This window comes from Flavobacterium hydrocarbonoxydans, assembly GCF_009789235.1.
GTDB classification, from domain to species: domain Bacteria; phylum Bacteroidota; class Bacteroidia; order Flavobacteriales; family Flavobacteriaceae; genus Flavobacterium; species Flavobacterium hydrocarbonoxydans.
Genome location: NZ_WSTB01000002.1, coordinates 663,815 through 687,011 on the forward strand (window position 1 = coordinate 663,815; position 23,197 = coordinate 687,011).

Here is a 23,197-nt window from a genome sequence, read left to right on the forward strand (position 1 = left end):
CGATTTAAGGTTTTTTTTATGTAATGTTTTATAAAGATACGCCACGTTTCCATGGAATAAAATCGTCCTGATTAAGTTGTACCGCTTTGGGTATGATTTCGCCACTGGCTGCTTTGATGCAATAGTCCAGAATTTCTTCGCCCATTTCTTCAATTGATTTTTCTCCGCTGATAATGGGACCGCAATCAATATCAATAATGTCTTTCATTTTCGTCGCTAAAACAGAATTTGTAGCTACTTTAATAACAGGACAAACCGGGTTTCCGGTTGGCGTTCCTAATCCTGTAGTAAATAAAATTAAAGTTGCTCCGGAAGCTGCTTTTCCGGTAGTGGCTTCTACATCATTGCCGGGTGTACAAACTAAATTCAATCCGGGTTTGGTAACTAATTCGGTATAATCCAAAACATCTACCACCGGCGAAGTTCCGCCTTTTTTAGCCGCTCCTGCGCTTTTTATAGCGTCAGTAATCAGACCGTCTTTGATGTTTCCCGGTGATGGATTCATGTGGAAACCTGAACCTACTTTATGAGCCAAAGCATCATAAGATTCCATTAAATCAATAAACTTTTTAGCGGTTGGTTCTGATGTGCAGCGATCGATTAAATTCTGTTCGGCTCCGCACAATTCCGGGAATTCTGCTAAAAGAATTTTTCCTCCCAAAGCCACTACTAAATCCGAAGTGTAACCCACAGCCGGGTTGGCCGAAACACCGCTAAAACCGTCACTTCCGCCACATTTTACACCAATACATAAGTCACTTAAAGGTGCTGGAGTTCTTTCATATTTGTTGATTTCGATCAGACCTTCGAACGTTTGTTTTATGGCAGATGTAATTAGGAATTCTTCACTTTTGGTTTGTTGTTGTTCAAAAACAAATAAAGGTTTGTCGAATTCCGGGTTTTGCTTTTTGATATCGTCTAAAAAATCCTGTACCTGCAAATGCTGGCATCCTAAACTTAATAAAGTAATACCACCCACATTAGGATGATTGGCATAAGAAGCCAGTAAAGCACTTAAAGTAGCAGCATCCTGACGCGTACCACCGCAGCCTCCCTGATGATTCAGGAATTTGATTCCGTCAACATTCTGAAATACACGATCATTTTTTGAAGAAGGACTGAGTGCTATTTCTACAGATTGAATGTCTTCTCCGTCCTGATAACTTTGCAGTAATTGATGCGTATATCGGGTATATTTGTCACTTACAGCATAGCCCAATTCGTTATGTAAAGCTTCTTTAATAACATCCAGATTTCGGTTTTCGCAAAAAACAGTTGGAACAAACAACCAGTAATTGGCGGTTCCTACACGTCCGTCTTTTCGTTTATATCCTTTAAAAGTCTGATTTTTGTATTTCGTAACATCAGGAGCCTGCCATGAAAAAGTGGAGTCTTTATAGCTATAAGGATCGGCGGCATGTTTTAAGTTTTCGGTAGTCATAAAACTTCCTTTCGCTACATCGTTTTGGACTTTTCCAACCAAAACCCCATACATAATAACCTCAGCTCCCTGAAGCATATCCTGCATATAAAATTTATGTTTGGCTTTTATGGTTTCAGCTAAAGTGTAATCTTCAGACTCAAAAGTAATTATTTCGCCTTTTTGCAAATCGGTTAAGGCAACCAGGACATTATCGTCCGGATGCAGTTTAACCACTTGTTTTTTTGTTTTATTTTCTAACATATAATTATTTTATAATCTAACTTTTTGGAGTCCTTTGTAAGCAAAAAGAGCAATGACCACAAAAGAAATCAAAGGAACAATGTAACCGTTCTGAATGCTTCCGGTTTCATCTGAAATGAGTCCGAGTACCGGAGGCAATAAAGCCCCGCCCACGATTGACATTACAATTAAAGAAGATCCAATTTTAGTGTTTTGTTCCAAACCATCAATTCCCATAGAGAAAATGGTAGGAAACATAATGCTCATAAAAAATGCAATAGCAATCAGGGTGTAAACCACCAGCATTCCTGATCCGGTAATGGCTACAACAGAAAGTATAATGTTGATAAGAGCGTATAATAGCAGTAATTTTTTAGGATGAATAAATTTCATGAAATAAGTTCCGGCGAATCTTCCAAGCATGAAAAACAATCCAAAAAGACCCAGATATTTGGCCGCTGAAGATTCTGAAATACCAGCAGTTGTAGTAGCCATTTTGATGAAAAAACTCCCTACACATACCTGCGCACCTACATAGAAAAATTGTGCTACTATGCCCCATTTTAGTTTTATGGATTTTAAAGCGTCTTTGAAACTGGCTGCCTGAGTATCTGTTTTTTCTTTGATGTCAGGCATTGGTGTAAAATAAAAAATCAGTGCAATCACTAAAATAATGATGCCTAAAGTTAGGTAAGGCATTTTTACACTTGCTGCTTCTGTTGCCAAATAAGTGTGCATTTCGGTTGCTGACATTGCTTTTGCCTGCTGGTCTGATAAAACTTTGTCTGATAAAATAAGCGGGCCAATATAGGCAGGCGCAATGTAAGCGGCAAGTCCATTAAAGGATTGTGCAAAATTGAGTCTTTGTGTTGCGGTTTCTGAAGGTCCCAGGATAGTGACATACGGATTTGCGGCTGTTTCTAAAAAGGTCAGGCCGCAGGCGATGATAAACAAGGCACCTAAAAAGTAATTATATTCAAGTAAATTAGCAGCAGGAACAAACAAAACCGAACCAATACCAAATAAAAGCAAGCCGATGAGAATACCTGATTTGTAACCGTATTTTCGCATGATGTAGCCCGCAGGCAAAGCCATAGCAAAATAAGCAATGAACACAGACGAATCAATTAAAGAGGATTCAAGATCGGTTAAATTAAATGCTTTACGAAGGTGTGGAATTAAAATCGGATCCAGATTGTGTACAAATCCCCAAAAGAAAAATAAACTGGTAACCAAAATAAAAGGGAAAAGCCATTTTTTTGAAGTCGAAATCGATGAATCAGAATTGTTTTCTGACAAAACAGTTGGTTCCATAATTTTTAGCGTTTATTTTTACATTTAATAAAATTTAAAATTATAATTTTTGAATGTTAAACAGTGATTCGATATTATCCTTGTTTAATCATTAATTATCTTTGCAGGACATGAAACTTGAACAAACGAAAATAACATCTTATTTAAATACAACTGTTTCAGTTTTGAATCGGGAGGAACCTTTTTTTCAATCGCCTTTTCATTCACATCCTGAACTTGAATTGGTGTATATAAAAGAAAGTTTTGGCAAGCGGATCATTGGTAATTCGGTCATGCCTTTTGAAGCCGGTGATATGGTTTTCCTGGGGTCTGATATTCCGCATGTATGGTTGAATGATGAAATGTATTACAGAGGAATTTCGACCTTGAAAGCCAAAGCAATAGTGGTTTATTTTAGTAAGGATATTTTTGGACCGGCATTTTATGAATTAAAAGAAACCCAAAAAATAAATGAATTGTTTCATCAGGCCGGTAAAGGAATTTCAATTACAGGAAAAACAAATACCCGAATTGCGAAGAAGCTGGAGAAACTTGTTGCCAAAAAAGACTTTGAAATAATTATTGGGCTTTTCGAAATCCTTTCTATTCTTTCTGAGGATGAAGACAGGACTTACATTAATAATGAAATTTACTCGGCCTTGCATAAGGAGTCTAAAAAAGACAGGCTTACAGAGGTTTTTCAATATGTAAAAGACCATTATCAAAAGGATATTTTACTTCATGAAATTGCTGAGGTTGCGAATATGACACCAACCTCATTTTGCCGAATGTTTAAAACCAAAACAAAGAAGAATTTTGTAGAATACCTTAACGAAATAAGGGTTTCGAATGCCTGTAAATTTTTGATCGAAACCGATATGAGTATCTCAGAGATTGCTTACGAATGTGGTTTTACAACAGCTTCTAATTTTAATAAATTGTTCAGGAAATTTACCGGAATGACGCCTAGTGAGTATAAAAAGAATATGGAAATCTAACTACTTTAAAATGGCTTTAAAAAAAAAGAAAAATTTAGCGTTTATTTCCAAAACCAAATACCGTTCCCAATGTGGCGATTAAGTTGTTGTCATCGTTCGTAGTTCCGTCATAATTTCTACCAAAAGAGAACGTTAGTTTTTGATTTTTTAAAACTGCATAATCTAAGTTAAGCATCAGTCTCCAGGAAGAATCATAGGTATCTTTGTTCAGGACACTTCGGTAAACGGCTTCTAAACTTCCGTTGAATTTTGATTGAGGCCCTCCCACAATATAACGCAATCCGGTATCAAAAGTAGAGATGTTTTTTATCTCATTCGTCAAATCATCTAATGCAAAAATCTTGTCGGGATTATATAGATAGCGCAGAATTCCGAGCAGCGCGCCTGATTTTTCCCAGGTGTATCCTAAAGTTGTCCAGAGACCAGCATTGTAAAGCTTTGAATTGTTGAAATTCTTCTGGCGAAACTCATTGCTCACACCACCGGAAACTTCCCAGCTAAAACCAACTCGGGCCAGCTGAAATTCTGAAGCCAGTTTTTTTATTTTGTCGTCTATCGTTTTTGAATCTTCTGATTTTTCTCCTGAGTTAAACAATTCTTCAATTTTAATACTGATAATAGAGTCGAGTTTACTTTGTTTTTTATACAGTAGTTCTCCCAGAGCAATATTATCTGCAGATTCATCATTAGAATCAAAATCAGTAAATATTCTTTTTCTTTTTTCCTTTAGCTCATTAATTTCTGTTGGAAGATTATCATAAATAGAATCTGCTTTTTTATCAATAAAACTCAATTTTAATTTTTGAAGTTCTGCAATCTGATGCAGTTTTTGTTTGGTAGTAAAATCATAGTCGCCTCTGTAGATAGAAAATCGAAATCCAAGACCGGCATAAGTACTGTTGTGATTGAATCCGGCAGCAATTGAATCCGGATTTTTTATAGCGATTGACAGGACCAGGGTTTGTTTTAAAACATTCTTTCCAGAGGATTTTTCGAGTCCAACAGTTGAAATGTCGCCCATATTTACCTTATTTCTCAAAAGCCAGAAAGGAGCCAGATCTATAGCATAATTAGAGGGCAGGGTAGTATAGGCATTTGTAGCTGATTGTATCGAAGCCATAAAATCAGAAACATCGGTAGGTTTGTCAATTTCGCTTTGCGCAAAACCAAGTAAGTTAGAAGCTGGTGATATAGGCGCCCTGAGCAAATCCAGATCCGTACTTTCCTGAGCCTTTATGGTCGAACAACAGGCGATAAAAATAAGCAGTAAATAAATTTTCTTTTCCATTTTTAAAGTGTTGGATTAAAGAATTCAATGTTACAGATATAATCTACAGATTCCCCTTCGCTATCAACTAATTTAAACAAAGGATAAGTTCTGGTCAGGAATCCGCCTGAAAGTTTGATAGTCAAAGAGGTCAGATTAGTAGTTTTTGAGGTATCGGCAATCGTTGTTGTAATCCTTAAAACTTTACCGTTGAGATCTGCATTTTTTCCTATTTCGGCTTTTTCAAAATTTCCTGCAAGATCGGTTATGACAGATCCATTGTTCAGTTTGATGTTGGTTAAGGAAGTTTGTCCTTCTTCACCAACAAGCAATTCAAGAGTTACTTTTCGATTACTCGAATTTACTATATATAAAGTATCTAACGTAGTATTGGTTGCCATATTTTGAAATTGAAATGAATAAATTTAATTACAGATAATACAATTTTCTTCTGGGGAAAAGGTGGTACTGCTGCACCATGTTTTAAGCGAAACGACATAGGCGCCTCTTTTAGGTGCAATGCTTCTTACTTGTTTTGCAATGGCTTTTGCATCTTCATAAGTCGTATTTACAGGAATAACAGTCCTGTACCAATTTCTTTTTTTATAAATAATCGCATTAGGATTGATATGCTCTTTTGCCCACTTTATTTCAGGTTCGGTGTCTTTAACATTATTATCGGCTCCCAAAATTACAAGATAGGATGTGTTTTCAACAGCATTAATATTGGTGAGTATTTTTTGTTTCTGCGCTTCTTCGGTTTCCAGATTGGCAAGTTCTTCGTTGGTTGGAGGAACATCTTTTTGTATCAGGGATTCGGTTTTTGCTTTCGAACTGTTGGTGATGTTTTGCAGTTTACCTTTTTCGGTTTCCAGATACAGCGTATATTTTTCCCAGCCGTCTCTTAAATCTCCTTTTGGCGTTACAGAAGCAAAAAATTTACAGAAGTTTATTTTTTTGTCTATTGCACCAGTGGTGTCAATTACATACGGAATATATTCATTAAACGTCATCATTTCATTTTTGTCGTAATCGCGCTCTTTAAAATAATCAGCTACGATATTAGCAATGATGGCCGAAACCGTTGTGATGAGAACTACTTTATACAAATCAATTATTTTATCAATACCGCTTTCGTCAACCGTTTTGCTTTTAATCAGTTTTATAATGTAAACACAACCTACGACAAGAAGAAGGATTAAACCAATATTCAGCCATAATGAAATTCTTAAGGTATCCATGATGCAAATTTTTAAGGTTATAATTAGGTAGGTTATTTCTGTAAAAGTAATTTGTTTTTTAATGGAATACAAGGGGAAAAATACCTGAATTTCAAGGGAGTATTTTAAACAAAAAAAAGTTTACCGAATGTTACTCCGGTAAACTTTTAAGTATTTTTTTGATGTAATAAAATTAATCCTCAGCGATCATTTTATGAAATGGAACGGTCTAAGTGAGTATAACCGCCATCAACATAAATAATCTGACCCGTGGTATGGCTTGATCTTTCGGATAAAAGAAACGTAACCATATTGGCAATTTCATCTACCGTTGTCATTCTGTTTTCTAATGGAATTTTTTGCGTTATCGATGCCAGTTTTTCTTCTTTATTTTCAAAAGTATCAATCCAGGTTTGATAAAGCGGTGTAAAACATTCGGCTACCACAACCGCATTTACACGAATGCTGTATTTTAACAATTCGACAGCCCATTCTCGCGTTAGGGCATTTCGACCACCATTAGAAGCTGCATAAGCGGAAGTTCCTCCCTGTCCGGTTTCGGCAGTTTTAGAACCAATGTTTACGATAGCTCCTTTTGATTTTATTAAAAAAGGAAGCGCATGTTGTGCCATCAAATAATAATGTACCAGATTTTTGTGTAACGAAGCGATAAAGTCTTCATAGTTTCCGTTTTCCAGACCTACACCATCATTAACTCCGGCGTTATTTACCAAACCATCAATTCGTCCACATTGTGCAATAACCGCTTCAATTGCTTTTTTGCAATCTTCAGGTAAAGTGAGATCTGCTTTTACCTGAAATGCTTTTTTTCCTGAAGCTAAAATTTCGTTTACGGCTTGTAAGTTGTCGGCTTCATTTCGCCCCACTATAAATGGGATGGCGCCTTCGTTGGCCAATACGTTGCAAATTCCTAAACCAATTCCTTTTGCTCCGCCTGTGACCACAATGATTTTTTCTGAAAGAGATAATTGCATATTAGGGAAGTTTTATTTAAAAAAAGAGGTTAAGCATTTTATTCTTTATAGCTATCGAACTCATATCAACAGCTATAAAAAATAAATAAGAATAGATTTGGGCCAATTATTTTACCAGAATTTAACGTATAACGCAACAATGATTAATAACGTAATTACGATTAAAACCGTAGTTTGTGGTTTTACTTTAAACATTTCAGAGTCAATTTCAAACGCTTTAGGATTTACTTTTGGTCCAGCGAAACTGATTCCAATCATAGCCAACATGGTAAAGAAGAATGATAATCCCATACAAATGTGGAACGGAATTTCATAAGCTCCTTTTCCGTTAGGATAAGCTGTGTACAACAACGTTTCGTTTCCGAATAACATTGGAGCATATTCGTTGAATAATACAGATAAAACAAATCCTAAAATTACACCCACGATGGCTGCAGTTCCTGTCGTTCTTTTCCAGAACATACCAAGGAAGAACATAGCAAAAACTCCAGGGCTGATAAATCCTGTGTATTTCTGGATATAGGTAAATCCACCAACACCACCAATTCCAAGAATATCATTCCATGTAAATAAAACAGCCAAAAGCATAGCAGCAAAAACGGCAATACGACCAATATTTACCTGTTGTTTTTCACCCGCTTCTTTTTGGATGTATTTTTTATGAATGTCTAATGTATAAATAGTTGAGATACTGTTTACTTTACCAGCTAATGAAGCTACAATCGCAGCAGTAAGTGCCGCTACTGAAAGTCCTTTTAAACCGGTTGGTAAGAAAGTCAATACAGCTGAGTAAGCACCGTCTTTTCCTCCCACTAATTGTGGTAAATGTCCGTTTGTATATAAAACGTAAGCAGCGATACCAGGTAACATTACGATAAGCGGCATTAATAATTTCAACATACCGGCAAATAAAATTCCTGTACGCGCAGTTTGCAAGTCAGCACCAAGTGCTCTTTGAGTAATGTATTGGTTACAACCCCAGTAGTTAAGGTTGATGATCCAGATACCAGCAAGGTAAGACATTAAACCAGGGAATGTCAAATATTTATCAATTTCTAATTGAGAAGAAGTTGCCGTTGGTTTTGGGATAATCATTTTGAAATGCTCAGGAGCTTCTCTCATCAAAACTTTGAAACCAGCAATAGCATTTTCGCCTACACCAAAATATTGTCCAACAGTTGTCAAGGCGATGTACGAAGTAACTAAACCTCCAATAATCAATACAGCAACCTGAATAACATCTGTGTATGCTACCACTTTCATTCCTCCTAAAGAAATAATTAGGGCAAATAAAGCCAATCCTACCATGATTACGTGCAGGTATTCTCCACCGGCAAGACCATTAATAGCAACAGCTCCAAGATATAAAATCGAAGTTAAGTTTACAAAAACATACAAAAACAACCAAAACACAGCCATAATCAAAGCGGTAGATTCGTTGTAACGTGTTTTTAAGAATTGAGGCATGGTGTAAATCTTGTTCTTAAGATAAACAGGAATAAACCATACAGCAACAATAATAAGAGCTACAGCAGCTAACCACTCGTAAGCAGCAACAGCGATTCCTAAAAAGAAACCTTCACCACTCATTCCGATGAATTGCTCAGCCGAAATATTAGAGGCAATCAAAGATGCTCCAATAGCCCACCAGGTTAAATTTCCTTCTGCTAAAAAGTAAGCTTTGGCATCTTGTTCGTCTTTTTTACGTTTGTGATAAACGCTAAAACCGTAGGCAGAAACTACGATGAAATAAATGATAAATACCGCATAATCTGCGAAAGCAAGGTTTTGGTTCATTGTGAATAGTATTTGTAAAGTTAATAGATGTGATTTTTATTTTGTTTCTGATTTATAATGTACATCCGGTAATTCTCTTAAAATAGCAGCACTTTTTTCAGGAGTAATATCACGTTGTGATTCACCCATCATTTCGTATCCAACCATAAACTTTTTGATCGTTGCGGATCGCAATAATGGTGGATAAAAGTGCATGTGAAAATGCCATTCTTCGTGTTCATTCCCGTCGGTAGGAGCCTGATGTATTCCTGACGAATATGGGAAAGAAGTATTAAAAAGATTATCGTATTTAATCGTTAATTGCTTTAATATTTTAGCAAAAGAAGTCGTTTCTTCAGCAGTAAAATCAGTAATTCTTCCAAAATGTCTTTTACTGATAATCATCGTTTCGTAAGGCCAGATTGCCCAAAACGGAACCAATGCTACGAAATGATCGTTTTCGATAACGATACGGTCTTCTTTATTTAATTCAGCTTTAAGATAATCTCCCAAAAGCGATTTCTGGTTTCTGGAATAATAATCTTTTAAGCTTTTTTGGGTTTTTTCGACCTGAGTTGGCAATGATGACTGCGCCCAGATTTGCCCATGCGGATGCGGATTACTGCATCCCATCACGCTTCCTTTATTTTCAAAAATCTGAACGTGATTGATGTATTTTATAGCACCCAAATCGGTGTATTCTTTTTGCCAGGTACGAATAATATTTTCAATTCCGCTGATACTCATTTCCGGCAAAGTCAAATCGTGTCTTGGCGAGAAGCAAACTACGCGGGAAATTCCTCTCTCCGGTTTTGCTTTAAAAAAAGTTTGTCTAATATCGTCTTCGTACATGATTTCGTCCTGCTTCATAGCAGCAAAATCATTTTCGAAAACAAAACAACCGTCATATTTAGGGTTATTTACCCCGTTTGCCCGTACATTATCAGGACACAAATAACAAGTTGGATCATATTTAGGCAATGTTTCTGTAATCAGAGGCTCGTTTTGCCCTTGCCAAGGTCTTTTTGCGCGATGCGGTGAAACCAAAACCCATTCATTAATTAATGGATTGTAACGTCTGTGAGGATCTTCGTTAATGTCAAAATTTTTCATGTAATTCTAGGTGGTATAAATTGATGTTCCGTTTCCGATTTTTACGTCGTAAAATTTTAATTCAATTCCAAAAGTATCTAAATAATGGGACGAAAACTTATTTTTTAACTCATTTTCGTAACCTTTTTTTATTAAATTAATGGTGCACCCTCCAAAACCGCCTCCCATTAAGCGTGATCCTACTATCGCATCCTCTTGTTTTGCTGCGTTTACGAGCATATCCAGCTCGGCACAACTCACCTCATATTCAGCTGATAAGCCATCGTGAGTTTCAAAAAGTAATTGTCCTAAAAATTCGATATTTCCGTTGTCAAGAGCCTCACACGCCTGTGTTACACGTTTGATTTCTTTTACAACATAATGAACTCTCTTAAAAACAGTTGGGTCTATTTTGTCCTGAATGCTTAAAAGCTGCTCTTCTGAACAATCTCTAAAACTTTTTATTTCAGGGAAATTTTGTTTTATAATCGATAAACCTGTTTCACATTCAATTCTTCGGGTATTGTATTCTGAGGTGAAAAGAGAATGTTTTACATTACTATCAAATAAAATCAAAGAATAATCTTTAAAGTTGGCATCGTGATAACTAAACTCTAATGTATTGCAATCTAATTTTATAACTTTATTTTCAAGTCCGTGAACGCTTGAAAACTGATCCATGATACCACAATTAATACCAACCCAGTGTTCTGCTTTTTGTCCTAACAAAGCAATATCTTTCTTTTCTATTTTTAAGTCAAAAAGTTCTTTGATGCCAAAAATCATTCCGCACTCTAAAGCTGCTGATGATGACAATCCAGAACCTACCGGAATATTACTGCTAAAAACACAGTTGAATCCTTCAAACGAAAAACCATTATCCTGCAATTGTTTAACTACTCCCAAAACATAATTGGTCCACACATTCTCGCTCAACTGAATTTCTTTTGTCAAATCAAATTCAAACTCATCATTCAAATCAATGGCAATAACTCTTGATTTTTTAGTATTGTTTTTTTCTAATGCAAAACAAATTACCTTGTCTATAGCTGCAGGCAAAACATAGCCGTCGTTATAGTCAACGTGTTCTCCAATAATGTTAATACGTCCTGGAGAAAGCACTATTTTTTGAGGTGCCTGACCAAATTTTTCCTGAAAGAATTGAGATGTGGTTTGTATTAAAAGCTCATTCATTAGATTAAAATTGTATGTTTTTGATTAAATAGATTGAAATTTATAAACGGTTTTCTGATGATATTCTTCTCCTTTTTTCAAAACCGAACTCGGAAAATGTGCCTGATTTGGAGCATCCGGAAAGTTTTGTGTTTCAAAACAAATTCCACTTAAAGGATGGTAATTTTGATTTTCTTTTCCTTTTAAAATATCAAAACAATTTCCTCCCACATAAATATGCACACTTGGCTGATCCGTGTAAACCGTCATTCTAAGTCCGGTTGTGGGGCTATAAAGTGCCGCAGCAACATCAGCATGAGATTCAATTACAAAAGAATTATCAATGCTCGACGGACAGTTTTTAGGTGTTCTAAAATCAAAAGCATGATCGGAAAGCGAAACGAAATTCCCGGTTGGGATATTATCTGTTTTAGTTTCCAGCATTTTTTCTGAGTTAATAATCATCTCCTGATCCGTAACTTTAGAATCATGACCATTGAGGTTAAAATAACTATGATGCGTTAGATTGATAACAGTATCTTCGGTGGAGGTTGCTTTATATTCTAATTGTAATTCGTTGTCTTCAGATAAAGTGTAGGTTAAAGCAACAAGCAGTTCGCCAGGATAATTCTGATCATTATCCGGACTTAAAAGCGATAATGTAATGGATGGATTTTCGCCACTGGTTAGATGAGTAACGTTCCAGATTTTTTTACCAAAACCAGTTAATCCGCCATGAAGTGCATTCTCTCCATTATTAGCTTCAAGCTGATAGGTTTTATTATTTAATGAAAAAATGCCTTTATTTATCCTTCCGGCATATCTTCCTACAGTTGTTCCAAAATAAGGAGGACTTGGCAAATCATAAGATTTTATATAAGATTCTAAAGTATCAAAGCCTAAAACAACATCTTTTAGTTCGCCATTTTCAAGAGGCACCTGTAACGAGGTTACTGTTGCACCATAATTGATAATCTGAACTCGCATGCCGTTTTTATTTACTAATTCATATAAATAAACTGCTTCGTTATTTGGTGTAAAACCAAACGATTTAGCGAGAGAGTTATCCTCAAAATGAGAAATGTGTTTTATTTCCATAATTTTATTGTGAAATATGAAATTCAAAAATATATATATTTTAAGACCACTCATACCAGTACCTACCAGTTTTTTGTATCTTGCGAAAAAAAGCATCATTTTTATGAATATAATTTCGATTCAAAACAACCTTGGAGTACCCAAATACAAGCAGATAATTGCTTCTGTAGAAAAGGCAATTAAGGAGAAAAATCTGAAAAAAGGGGACCGTTTACCCTCTGTGAATAAAGTATGTCTGGCCTTTTCTTTGTCGCGTGATACTGTTTTGTTAGCTTATGATGAACTCAAAAAAAGAGGCATTATTTATGCCATTCCCGGAAAGGGTTATTACGTTAAAAGTGTAGAGATTACAATTAAAGAGAGGCTTTTTTTACTGTTTGACGAGCTCAATAATTTTAAGGAAGATATTTACATTTCCTTCCTTCGAAACATAGGCGATGAGGTGCAGGTGGACATCTTTTTTTACTACTTCAATATTCAGGTATTCAAAAAGCTGATAAATGATAATAATGGAGCCTATACAAAATACATCATTATGCCTACTAATTTGGCTGAAGCTGCTGAGTATATAAAAACCCTACCAGTCGATGATGTTTTTATTCTGGACCAAACCAATCCGGCTTTGCTTTCGTACCCTTCGGTATATCAAAATTTTGTAAAAGACATTTACGATGCTTTACTAAAAGGAAAATCAAAGTTGAATAAATACCAGAAACTAATCATGATTTTCCCTGGTTTTAGAGAGCCTCTGGGAATGAAAGAAGGTTTTCTTAACTTTTGCAAAGATTTTAAATATGAACATGAAGTAATCACCGAATTTAGAGATCGCGAAATTCAGGAGGGCGAAGTTTATATCATTCCGAATGACCGTGACTTAGTACGTGTAATCGAAAAAGCCAAATCACAGCATTTAGAACTGGGAAAAGATTTTGGCATTATATCCTACAACGAAACACCGCTTAAAAAAGTAGTGGAAAACGGAATTACTACCATTTCGACCCATTTTGAAGACATGGGGAAAATTATGGCTAAAATGATTTTGTCCGGCAAAAAAGAACAAATCGAAAATAAATCTTCGCTCATTATGCGCAATTCTTTGTAAAATACTAAAATGATTTAGCACCGTGTTTAGCTCTTATTTATTGGAATATTATAATTAAAAGCTTTTTTGTTTGTTGATTCGATAGTTTATTAATAAAAAAAATAAGGAAACAATTTTTTGTTTTTGTGAAATTATTTTGCTTACATTTGTAAATGTAAATTTTACACTTATTTTTTATTTGTTTGGAATGCTCATTTGTAGCATTTTTCTTTTATTAAATTCAGTCGAAACAAATTCAAAAAAAGACTATTAACCCAACCCATAGATTTACTTTAAAAATGAATAACAAAATAGATCAATTAGCAGCAGATAACATACGAGCTTTAGCCATTTCGATGGTCGAAAAAGCAAATTCAGGACATCCCGGAGGCGCAATGGGAGGAGCTGATTATATGCACATTTTATATACTGAGTTTTTAAAATACGATCCGTCAGACATGAACTGGATTTTTAGGGATCGTTTTTTTATGGATGCAGGACACCTTTCTGCATTGATGTATGCACAATATTATTTGCTTGGAAATTACGAAAAAAACGACCTTCAGAATTTCAGACAATGGGGTTCTGTAACGCCGGGTCACCCTGAAATTGATGTAAAAAGAGGAATCGAGAATACCTCGGGACCATTAGGTCAGGGTCATGCGATGGGAGTTGGAGCGGCAATCGCAGCAAAGTTTTTAGGAGCCAGATTCGAAGATTTATTCGATCATAAAATTTATGGTTTTATTACCGATGGTGGAGTTCAGGAAGAGATCTCGCAAGGAGCAGGACGTATCGCAGGACATTTGGGACTGAACAATTTTATCATGTTTTACGATTCAAATGACGTGCAATTATCGTCTATGACTGATGAAGTTACTACAGAAAATACCGCCATGAAATACGAGTCATGGGGCTGGAAAGTGATTACGATAAATGCACACAACCATACCGAAATTCGTCAGGCTTTAAACGAAGCTCATAACGAAAAAGAAAAGCCAACATTAATCATCGGAAGAACCATTATGGGCAAAGGCTGTGTTACGGCTGATGGAAAAATGTATGAAGGTCAATGTGAATTGCATGGTAAACCCATTGGAGCAACAAAAGCGGATTTCGTAAAAACACTTTTAAATTTAGGAGCCAATCCAGAAGATTCATTTGCTGTTTATGAAGAAGTCGCAGCACATTATAAAAATACAATTGCTAAAAAAACAGCAGAAGCAGCAGAGAGAAAAACGAAATTTTCGGCTTGGGAAAAACAGCATCCTGATTTGGCTCAAAAGATAAAACAGTTTTTTTCCGGAGAATTGCCAGCATTAGATTTTGGCAGCATTACACAAAAACCAAATGCCGCGACACGTGATGCTTCGGCAGCAGTATTAGGATATTTGGCAGAAAATGTAGAAAACATGATTGTTTCATCGGCCGATTTATCGAACAGTGATAAAACAGATGGGTTTTTGAAAAAATCATCGGTATTGCAGAAAAATAATTTTAGCGGAGGTTTTCTACAAGCTGGAGTTGCCGAGTTAACGATGGCAGCAATCGCAAACGGAATCGCACTTCATGGTGGCGTTATTCCGGTGGTGGCAACGTTTTTTGTGTTTTCAGATTATATGAAACCTGCCATTCGTTTATCTGCCATTCAGGAATTACCGGTAAAATATATCTGGACACACGATTCTTTCCGCGTAGGTGAAGACGGTCCAACGCACCAGCCAATCGAACAGGAAGCACAAATTCGATTATTAGAAAAAATAAAAAACCATTCGGGCGATCAGAGTTTTGTAGCCCTACGCCCTGCCGATGCTGTAGAAACTTCAGTAGCCTGGCAAATGGCTTTAGAAAACAAAAAAACACCAACAGGTTTAATTTTGTCCAGACAGGATATCAAAGACATTCCAACTAACGGAAACTCCCGATTCCAAGAGGCTCTTGAGGCCCAAAAAGGAGGTTATTTGGTAAAAGCTACTCAAAATCCGGATATTACTTTAATAGCAAATGGCTCTGAAGTAGCCACTCTTGTCGAAGCCGCAGCTGAACTTGAAAAAACACTGGCCATCAAAATAAATGTGGCTTCTGTTATTTCAGAAGGGCTTTTTAGAGCACAATCAAAGGAATATCAGGAAAGCGTAATTCCTGCCGGAAAATTGGTTTTTGGTCTTACAGCAGGACTTCCGGTTAACCTGGAAAGTTTGGCAGGAAGCAACGGTAAAGTGTTCGGACTGGATCATTTTGCTTATTCAGCTCCGGCTTCGGTTTTGGATGAAAAACTGGGCTTTACGAGTAAAATTGCCTGTTTGGAAATCATTAAATATTTACAGGAAAATAATTTTAATTCAACAAAATAAAGAATACATGAAGTTTTTTATAGATACAGCCAACTTAAAAGATATTAAAGAAGCGAATGATTTAGGCGTTCTGGACGGAGTTACGACTAACCCAACGCTGATGGCGAAAGAAGGAATTACCGGAGCCCAAAATATTCTGGATCATTATGTAAAAATTTGCGAGCTGGTTGATGGCGATGTTAGTGCCGAAGTAATTTCGACAGATTTTGAAGGCATGATTGCCGAAGGCGAAAAATTAGCCGCTTTACATCCGCAGATTGTGGTAAAAATCCCGATGATAAAAGAAGGCGTAAAAGCCATTAAATATTTCTCGAATAAAGGAATTAAAACAAACTGTACCTTAGTTTTTTCCTCAGGTCAGGCTTTATTGGCAGCCAAAGCCGGAGCTACTTATGTATCGCCTTTTATTGGCCGTTTAGATGATATTTCGACTGATGGAATGAACCTCATCGAAGAGATTCGTTTGATTTATGATAATTATGGTTTCGAAACGCAAATTCTGGCAGCATCGGTTCGTAATGTAATGCACATTATCAATTGTGCCAAAACAGGATCGGATGTTATTACCGGACCTTTAAGCGCAATCGAAGGATTATTAAAACACCCGCTTACCGATATCGGACTGGCAACATTTCTAGCCGATTATCAAAAAGGAAATAGTTAAAAAAACAAATTTCTGTCACGGAATTAATATCGGAATTTTTGCTTTATTGAAGTCCTGACGAAACAACATACTAAATTTTTGTTTAGTTTTTTAATGTAGTTTTATTGAAGAAAAAACCCTGGAAGTTTGTGGCTTTCAGGGTTTGTTTTTTTAAGAATGTTTCAAAAAATAAAATCAGTGTAAATCCGTCTTATCTGTAAAATCCGTGGTCCAAATTTATAAATTCAGCACAAAATCGTTCAGTAATTTCTCTTCGTATTTTTCTTTGTTGAAAGTATATAAATAAGATCCTTTTCGGGAGGATTGCATATCTTTTTCATCGAGTTTATTCAGAATCTCAAGCGAATTAATTTTACTGATAAAATTACGCTTGTCTAATTCTTTACTCAAAATGGCTTCGTATAGTTCCAGTAACTGACGCATCGTAAACTTCTCCGGTAGCAATTCAAAACCAATTGGTTTTATAGAAGTGCGGTAACGAAGTCTTCTAATGGCATGCTGCAACATTTCGTTGTGGTCAAAAATCAAATCAGGAGCTTCTGCTATGCTAAACCATTGTGCATGGTAATTTTTTATCATTTCGGCGTTATGATTTTCGATATTGATTAAAGCATAATACGAAACCGAAATGGTTCTTTCGACAGGATCACGGTCAATTTCGCTGTAAGCATATAACTGCTCCATATAAATATCGTTTAACCCTGTGTAGGTATTCAAAATTCGGATAGCGGCATTATCAAGTACTTCATCTCTTTTTAAAAAACCTCCAATTAATGACCATTTGCCTTTTTCAGGTTCAAAATCTCTTTTAATCAATAGTATTTTCAAACCCTGATTATCAAAACCGAAAATGATACAATCTACTGCTAATAAAACCTTATCTGCAGAGCTATAACTGTTTAACATACGCTGTTTTTTTTGGTAAATATAATAAACTTCCTCAGTTGTTTTATAATTTATTAATGTAGTTTTTACACTTAAATAATACGTAAAGCAAAAGAAGTCTTTTTGAACTAAATTTTAATAAAATTTTCATTTCTCAATCGTTTTCGAGAGCCGTAAAGACGTTTTTTTATAAAATCATATTGCAAAAGTGAAAAACATTATCGTAATAAACAAGATTTTTTTTACAACACAAGTTTATTTCAGCCCTTTGTAAACCTTTCAATTCGTCTTTTTTGCTCTTTTTTTGGTTTTTTTTAAGAAGTTCTTTTTTTGAGTAAATGTTGGCTTTTTTCCTAAAAGTGTTGATTTTACACAAATTACACAACAAAAAAGCCGTTTTATTGAAAAAACCATCAATTTTTAAATGTTGTTTTCACACTTAATTTATGATATGTATTTTTTTTCATCGTTTTTTTTGCCATATTAATTTGTTTTTGAGGTTTTTTTTTAGTTAAATTTACAAATGTAAAATCAACACTTATAATTATTAACTAACCAACTTAATTAAACCAATATGATAACAAACCAGAGATTATTTTTTTATTGCAATTTTTTATTGCCAAAAAAAGAATGGCTTATAGCACTCATTATGCTATTATTTTCTGTTAATCAGCTGTCGGCTCAGGACAAACAGATTAGCGGAGTTGTTACTTCGGCTCAGGACCAATTGCCTTTGCCGGGAGTTAATATTATGATAAAAGGAACAAAGACAGTAACCACAACTGGATTTGATGGAGAATATTCGATTAAAGCATCGCCAAACGATATTTTAGTTTTCTCGTTTATAGGATTTCAGAACAAAGAAGTAGCGGTAGGAACGCAATCAAAAGTAAATGTTGCTTTAGGCGAAGACACTAATAAACTAAACGAAGTAGTCGTTATCGGGTACGGTACTCAAAAGAAATCTGACCTTACAGGTTCTGTAAGTGTTGTTAATATGGAGAATGCCAAAAAAACAGTAACATATGACCCTGCTAAAATGCTTCAGGGGCAGGTTGCCGGAGTAACGGTACAGTCATCAGGAGAGCCGGGAGGCTTTGTAAATATTAAAATTAGAGGTATCAATTCGTTTAGTAACAACAACCCTCTTTTTGTAATTGATGGGATGATTGTTGACTCTCCTTATGATTTTGCACCTGGCGATATCGAATCGATGCAGGTATTAAAAGATGCATCTTCGGCTGCTATTTATGGTGTTCGTGGAGCTAATGGAGTTGTAATTATTACTACTAAAAAAGGAAAAGCAGGTAAGTTAGACATTAAATACAAATCACTTGTAGGGCTTCAGAGTGTGGCTAGGGAATGGTCTCTGACTGATAGACTAGGTTACCAAAAAATTACAACCGAAGCGGAAAAAAATAAAGGTCTTACAATAGCTCCTGGAAATGACCCTACCAGTCCTTATTATATCAATAATGTAAATACCGATTGGCAAAAAGAAGCTTTTGAGACCGGTATTGTTCAAAACCACTCTTTAACTTTTAATGGTGGAGCTGAAAGTTTAGGCTACAATATGAATGTAGATTATTTTAACAACAGCAGTTATGTAAAATCACCACAGGAGTATGAAAGACTTTCTACTAACCTGAATTTATACGGTAAAAAAGGCAAGTTAAAATACGGTGCTAAATTAGGATACACACAATCGGATAAAGAAAATTTCAACGAATACAATGCAGGACAATCTGCAATTGCTGATTTATTAGGCGCAATTCCAACAATGCCGGTTTATGACCCTAACCGATTAGGAGGTTATGGAGGTACAGATGTTTTGACTCAGAAAGCGATCTCAATGAATGCAATTGGGTTTAATAATTTAATTACCAATAACGGAAAAAGAAATCGTTTCATAGGTGATATCTGGGGAGAATTGGAAATTGTAAAAGGATTAAAATACAAACTAGATGCAAGTTTTGACCGCGTGGACTGGCAAAACAGAAGATATATTCCGGAAAGCGATTTAGGATGGTATTATGTTACTAAAGCAGATGAATCTACTTTAGATGTAAGTACGGGTCATGAATCGAGAACATTCCTGAATAACTTACTGACTTATGAAACTACGCTTGGAAAACATAAAATAGAGGCTTTAGCAGGTTGGATTCAGGAAAAAACAGATAATTACAACCATTGGTCTAAAGGTACAGGGTATAAATACGGTAGTATCAGTCAGATTGAATACGCTACTGTAGATATTAGTGCGGGAGAATACAACAGAACCATTACAGGTATTTCATACTTAAGCAGATTAAATTACTCTTTTGATGACCGTTATTTTGTTACAGCAAACTTCAGACAGGATAAAACATCGCTTTTTGCTGAGGAAAATAATACGGGTAATTTTTACTCTTTCTCAGGAGCATGGAAACTAAGTAACGAAAAGTTTATTCATTTACCGGAATGGTTTAATACTATCAAAATTAGAGGAGGTTATGGTGAATTAGGTAACAACACGATTGCACCATACGCTTATACTACAACCATAAACAAGTTTGCAGGATATGATTTTAATAATAATCTTGCTCCCGGAACAACTGTAGTTAGCGCAATTGATCCTAATGTGTCCTGGGAAAACACAAGTACAACCAATGTTGCTCTTGAATTAGGTTTCCTAAATAATGATCTTCAGTTTACAGGAGAATATTATGAGAAAAAATCTACTGATTTATTGATTGGTGTTCCATTACCTTTTTCAACTGGAGCATTCCCGGCAAATGTTACTACAAATGCAGGAGCCGTTAAGAATACAGGTTTAGAGTTTACAGCAACGTATAACAATCGCCACCACGCATTCAAATATAATATTTCGGCAAATTTAGGTACACTAAAAAATGAAGTACTACAAATAGGTATTGATGGTAATCCAATATACGGAGCAGCTTCAAAAACAGAAGTAGGCCGATCAATAGGTGAAATTTTTGCTTATGAAACGAATGGTATTTTTCAAAACGCTGATGATTTAGCAAATTCACCAACGCAGACTAATGCAGGAATTGGAGATCAGAAATTTAAGGATATTAACGGTGATGGTGCTATTACAGATGCCGACAGAACGTATCAGGGAGTAACGATTCCTAAATACAGCTACGGTTTTAATTTTAGTGCAGAATATAAAAACTTTGATTTCTCGATGTTTTGGCAAGGTGCAGGAGGACATAATGTTTTCAACGGAATGTATCGTAACTTAATGATTGGAGATTATGGAAATCATCATACAGATATGTTAGATTACTGGACACCAACCAATACAGATACTAACGTTCCACGCCCTATTATTGGAGATCCAAACGGAAATGCAAGAGATTCAAACAGATTTATCGAAAAAGGGGATTACCTAAAACTGCAAACCATGCAAATAGGCTATACGATTCCGCTTAAAGACAATAAATTTATCAATAGTGCCAATGTGTATGTTAACGGGCAAAACTTGTTAATACTTAGTGACTATAGAGGATATGATCCTGATTTTAATAGTAACGACGGATTGTTTTCAAGAGGATACGACGCAGGTTCTTTCCCAAATCCGAGAACAATTTCTTTAGGAGTTGAAATACAGTTTTAATCAAAGTCCAAACAATTAAAAAGAATCAAAATGAAATATAATATATATACTTATATCACCATCTTCTTCTCACTTTCTGTCGTAATGACAAGCTGTGTGAGTGATGAAGATTTATTACAGGCAGATCCTAACGTTGAAACTGCTGAATCCTTCTGGAAAACAGATGATGACGCATTAAGAGGCGTAAATGCAGCTTATGGCAGTTTATTGACAGATGGTACTTATATGCGTAGTACGCCGCTTTTATTAGATTTAAAAGCAGACGATACCCGTAGTAACAGTCCGTGGGGGTCAATGGCCAATGTAGGGCGTTTTAACTCGAATGTTACCGATGCTGCTATTTATGGCTGGGCTTACGAAACCTATTATCAGGGAATTTACCGTGCCAATCAGGTGCTTACGAATGTGCCAGGTATCGGAATGCAGGACGAAGCCCTTAAAAACAGAATCTTAGGACAGGCTTATTTCTTGAGAGGATTGTATTTGTTTCATGCTGTAAACATGTTCAAGAATGTACCGCTGCCAACAGAAATAGCGACTTTCTATCCTCAAAAATCAGAGGCTGAAGGTTGGGCTCAGGTAATTGCTGACTTTAAAGCAGCGGCTGATTTATTACCGACATCTTATACCAGTGTTTCGGGACTTGATGCAGGCGAAAAAGGACGTGCTACAAAAGGTGCTGCTTTAGGATATTTAGGAAAAGCGTATTTGTTTACTAAAGATTTTGATAATGCCAGAACTACTTTTAAACAAGTTATAGACTTAGGCATATATTCTTTAGTGTCAAACTATAGAGATAATTTTACAGATACTAATGAAAATAATTCAGAGTCCTTATTCGAAGTACAATTTAGCAGAGATGCAGGTGGTGTCGATTTAGGCTGGGGTGGAGCTCCGGCAACAGGTTGGGGAAAAACTTCAGCAAGAGCTATTACCTATGGAGCAAGAGGATTTGGATTTACAGATGTTCAGCCAACATGGGCTTTGTTTAATGATTATCAGATAGAAAAAACAACTTCAGGAGCAGTAGATCCTCGTTTAGATGCTACAGTATTCTATAACAAACCAGGCGGAATGCAATTGTACGGTAAAGATTTTGCGACTACGTATGCTGCAAACCCTGGAGACTTAAATGATTTATTCTGTAGAAAATACCAAAACTCGGATGGTAATTATGCTGACGAATTCGATTGGCGTTCCGGAATCAACGAGCGTTTGCTAAGATATGCTGATATCCTTTTGATGTATGCGGAATGTTTAAACGAAACTGGTGATACTCCAGGAGCTTACACTTATATCCAAATGGTAAGAAACAGAGTAGGTTTGCCAAACTTAGCAACAGCAAAACCGGGATTGTCACAGACAGCAATGAGAGACCAGATTGCGCACGAAAGATTCTTAGAATTCCCGCTTGAAGGACACCGCTTTGATGATATTCGTCGTTGGGGATGGTTGCAGGATGCTACGAAATTAGCCTGGTTGAAATCCAGAGATGTTGAGTTTAATTCGTATGTACCGGGAAGAGAATATTTCCCAATTCCACAATTAGAAATGGATAACAATCCGGGAACAATACAAAACGACAGTTATTAAGATTTATTTTGAGTTAGTTAAGATTAGTAATATCATTTGGTAGCTTTTATAAGCTGCCATTTGATATTATATCATAAAAAGAGAAATGACGTTTTAGGGAATTTTATTTTTTTTTAAATAAGCTCAGAAAGCATTTAGCAAACAAGTACGTTCTTAGACAAAATATGTAGGCTTCGGCAAGAACCATTTTGGTTTTATCATGCCATTTTTGGGATGTTTACCCCAACGTTGGATGATATAACTAAAGCAGTCGTGTCTTTTCATGCTCCGTTGAGGTTCCGAACCCCGTTGTTGAGGTTATTTCATCCATCGTTGACGTTCTGAAGGTAAAATTTGACGTCTGGAACGTCAACGACGGGGTTCGGAACCTCAACGATGACGTCTGGAACGTCAACGATGGGGATTACAACGTCAACGACGGGG

Annotated in this window: 17 protein-coding genes; 6 read left to right on the top strand and 11 right to left on the bottom strand. The window is 35.9% G+C overall.

The features are described 5' to 3' along the window. Positions 1-28 precede the first annotated feature (28 nt). Together GON26_RS05955 and fucP are read right to left on the bottom strand one after the other, a co-directional pair. Positions 29-1,684, bottom strand: a complete 1,656-nt coding sequence (locus GON26_RS05955; RefSeq protein ID WP_160373813.1) for a UxaA family hydrolase — start codon at positions 1,682-1,684, stop codon at positions 29-31. A 9-nt stretch (positions 1,685-1,693) separates the two neighbouring features. After that, complete coding sequence (gene fucP, locus GON26_RS05960; protein ID WP_160373814.1) at positions 1,694-2,977, bottom strand: L-fucose:H+ symporter permease; 1,284 nt, start codon at positions 2,975-2,977, stop codon at positions 1,694-1,696. A gap of 110 nt (positions 2,978-3,087) precedes the next feature. Between fucP and GON26_RS05965 the strand changes: the two genes are divergently transcribed. After that, complete coding sequence (locus GON26_RS05965; RefSeq protein ID WP_160373815.1) at positions 3,088-3,954, top strand: AraC family transcriptional regulator; 867 nt, start codon at positions 3,088-3,090, stop codon at positions 3,952-3,954. A 34-nt stretch (positions 3,955-3,988) separates the two neighbouring features. On the opposite strand, the gene GON26_RS05970 is transcribed toward GON26_RS05965, so the two are convergent. The 8 genes from GON26_RS05970 to GON26_RS06005 form a co-directional block, all read right to left on the bottom strand. After that, positions 3,989-5,242, bottom strand: coding sequence for a hypothetical protein (locus tag GON26_RS05970; protein WP_160373816.1), 1,254 nt, complete (start codon positions 5,240-5,242; stop codon positions 3,989-3,991). 2 nt (positions 5,243-5,244) lie between these two features. Beyond that, positions 5,245-5,622: a hypothetical protein gene (locus GON26_RS05975; protein ID WP_160373817.1), complete on the bottom strand. Its 378-nt coding sequence runs from the start codon at positions 5,620-5,622 to the stop codon at positions 5,245-5,247. Between the two features lie 24 nt (positions 5,623-5,646). After that, positions 5,647-6,462, bottom strand: a complete 816-nt coding sequence (locus tag GON26_RS05980; RefSeq protein ID WP_160373818.1) for a hypothetical protein — start codon at positions 6,460-6,462, stop codon at positions 5,647-5,649. Between the two features lie 191 nt (positions 6,463-6,653). Beyond that, positions 6,654-7,436: an L-fucose dehydrogenase gene (locus GON26_RS05985; RefSeq protein ID WP_160373819.1), complete on the bottom strand. Its 783-nt coding sequence runs from the start codon at positions 7,434-7,436 to the stop codon at positions 6,654-6,656. 111 nt (positions 7,437-7,547) lie between these two features. Then, positions 7,548-9,233: a sodium/sugar symporter gene (locus tag GON26_RS05990; protein WP_160373820.1), complete on the bottom strand. Its 1,686-nt coding sequence runs from the start codon at positions 9,231-9,233 to the stop codon at positions 7,548-7,550. A 36-nt stretch (positions 9,234-9,269) separates the two neighbouring features. Next, positions 9,270-10,325, bottom strand: coding sequence for a UDP-glucose--hexose-1-phosphate uridylyltransferase (locus tag GON26_RS05995; protein WP_160373821.1), 1,056 nt, complete (start codon positions 10,323-10,325; stop codon positions 9,270-9,272). Positions 10,326-10,331: 6 nt separating this feature from the next. Continuing rightward, complete coding sequence (gene galK, locus GON26_RS06000) at positions 10,332-11,498, bottom strand: galactokinase (RefSeq protein WP_160373822.1); 1,167 nt, start codon at positions 11,496-11,498, stop codon at positions 10,332-10,334. A gap of 24 nt (positions 11,499-11,522) precedes the next feature. Next, entirely contained in the window at positions 11,523-12,575 is a 1,053-nt protein-coding gene (locus GON26_RS06005; protein ID WP_160373823.1) for an aldose epimerase family protein, read from the bottom strand. Between the two features lie 103 nt (positions 12,576-12,678). On the opposite strand from GON26_RS06005, the gene GON26_RS06010 reads away from it, so the two are divergent. From GON26_RS06010 to fsa, 3 genes are all read left to right on the top strand, one after another. Next, positions 12,679-13,677: a GntR family transcriptional regulator gene (locus GON26_RS06010; RefSeq protein ID WP_160373824.1), complete on the top strand. Its 999-nt coding sequence runs from the start codon at positions 12,679-12,681 to the stop codon at positions 13,675-13,677. Positions 13,678-13,955: 278 nt separating this feature from the next. Continuing rightward, entirely contained in the window at positions 13,956-16,010 is a 2,055-nt protein-coding gene (locus GON26_RS06015) for a transketolase family protein (RefSeq protein ID WP_160373825.1), read from the top strand. A gap of 7 nt (positions 16,011-16,017) precedes the next feature. Next, the gene (gene fsa, locus GON26_RS06020) at positions 16,018-16,674 is read left to right on the top strand and encodes a fructose-6-phosphate aldolase (protein WP_160373826.1); all 657 of its coding nucleotides are present in this window, start codon (positions 16,018-16,020) and stop codon (positions 16,672-16,674) included. A gap of 216 nt (positions 16,675-16,890) precedes the next feature. Here the strand turns inward: fsa and GON26_RS06025 are convergent, their stop codons facing one another. After that, positions 16,891-17,580, bottom strand: coding sequence for an NUDIX hydrolase (locus GON26_RS06025; protein ID WP_160373827.1), 690 nt, complete (start codon positions 17,578-17,580; stop codon positions 16,891-16,893). 628 nt (positions 17,581-18,208) lie between these two features. Here GON26_RS06025 and GON26_RS06030 point away from each other — a divergent pair. Together GON26_RS06030 and GON26_RS06035 are read left to right on the top strand one after the other, a co-directional pair. Then, positions 18,209-21,181, top strand: coding sequence for a SusC/RagA family TonB-linked outer membrane protein (locus GON26_RS06030; RefSeq protein ID WP_160373828.1), 2,973 nt, complete (start codon positions 18,209-18,211; stop codon positions 21,179-21,181). Positions 21,182-21,211: 30 nt separating this feature from the next. Further along, on the top strand, positions 21,212-22,774 hold the full coding sequence (locus tag GON26_RS06035; protein ID WP_160373829.1) for a RagB/SusD family nutrient uptake outer membrane protein: 1,563 nt from the start codon (positions 21,212-21,214) through the stop codon (positions 22,772-22,774). The last annotated feature ends 423 nt before the right edge of the window (positions 22,775-23,197 follow it).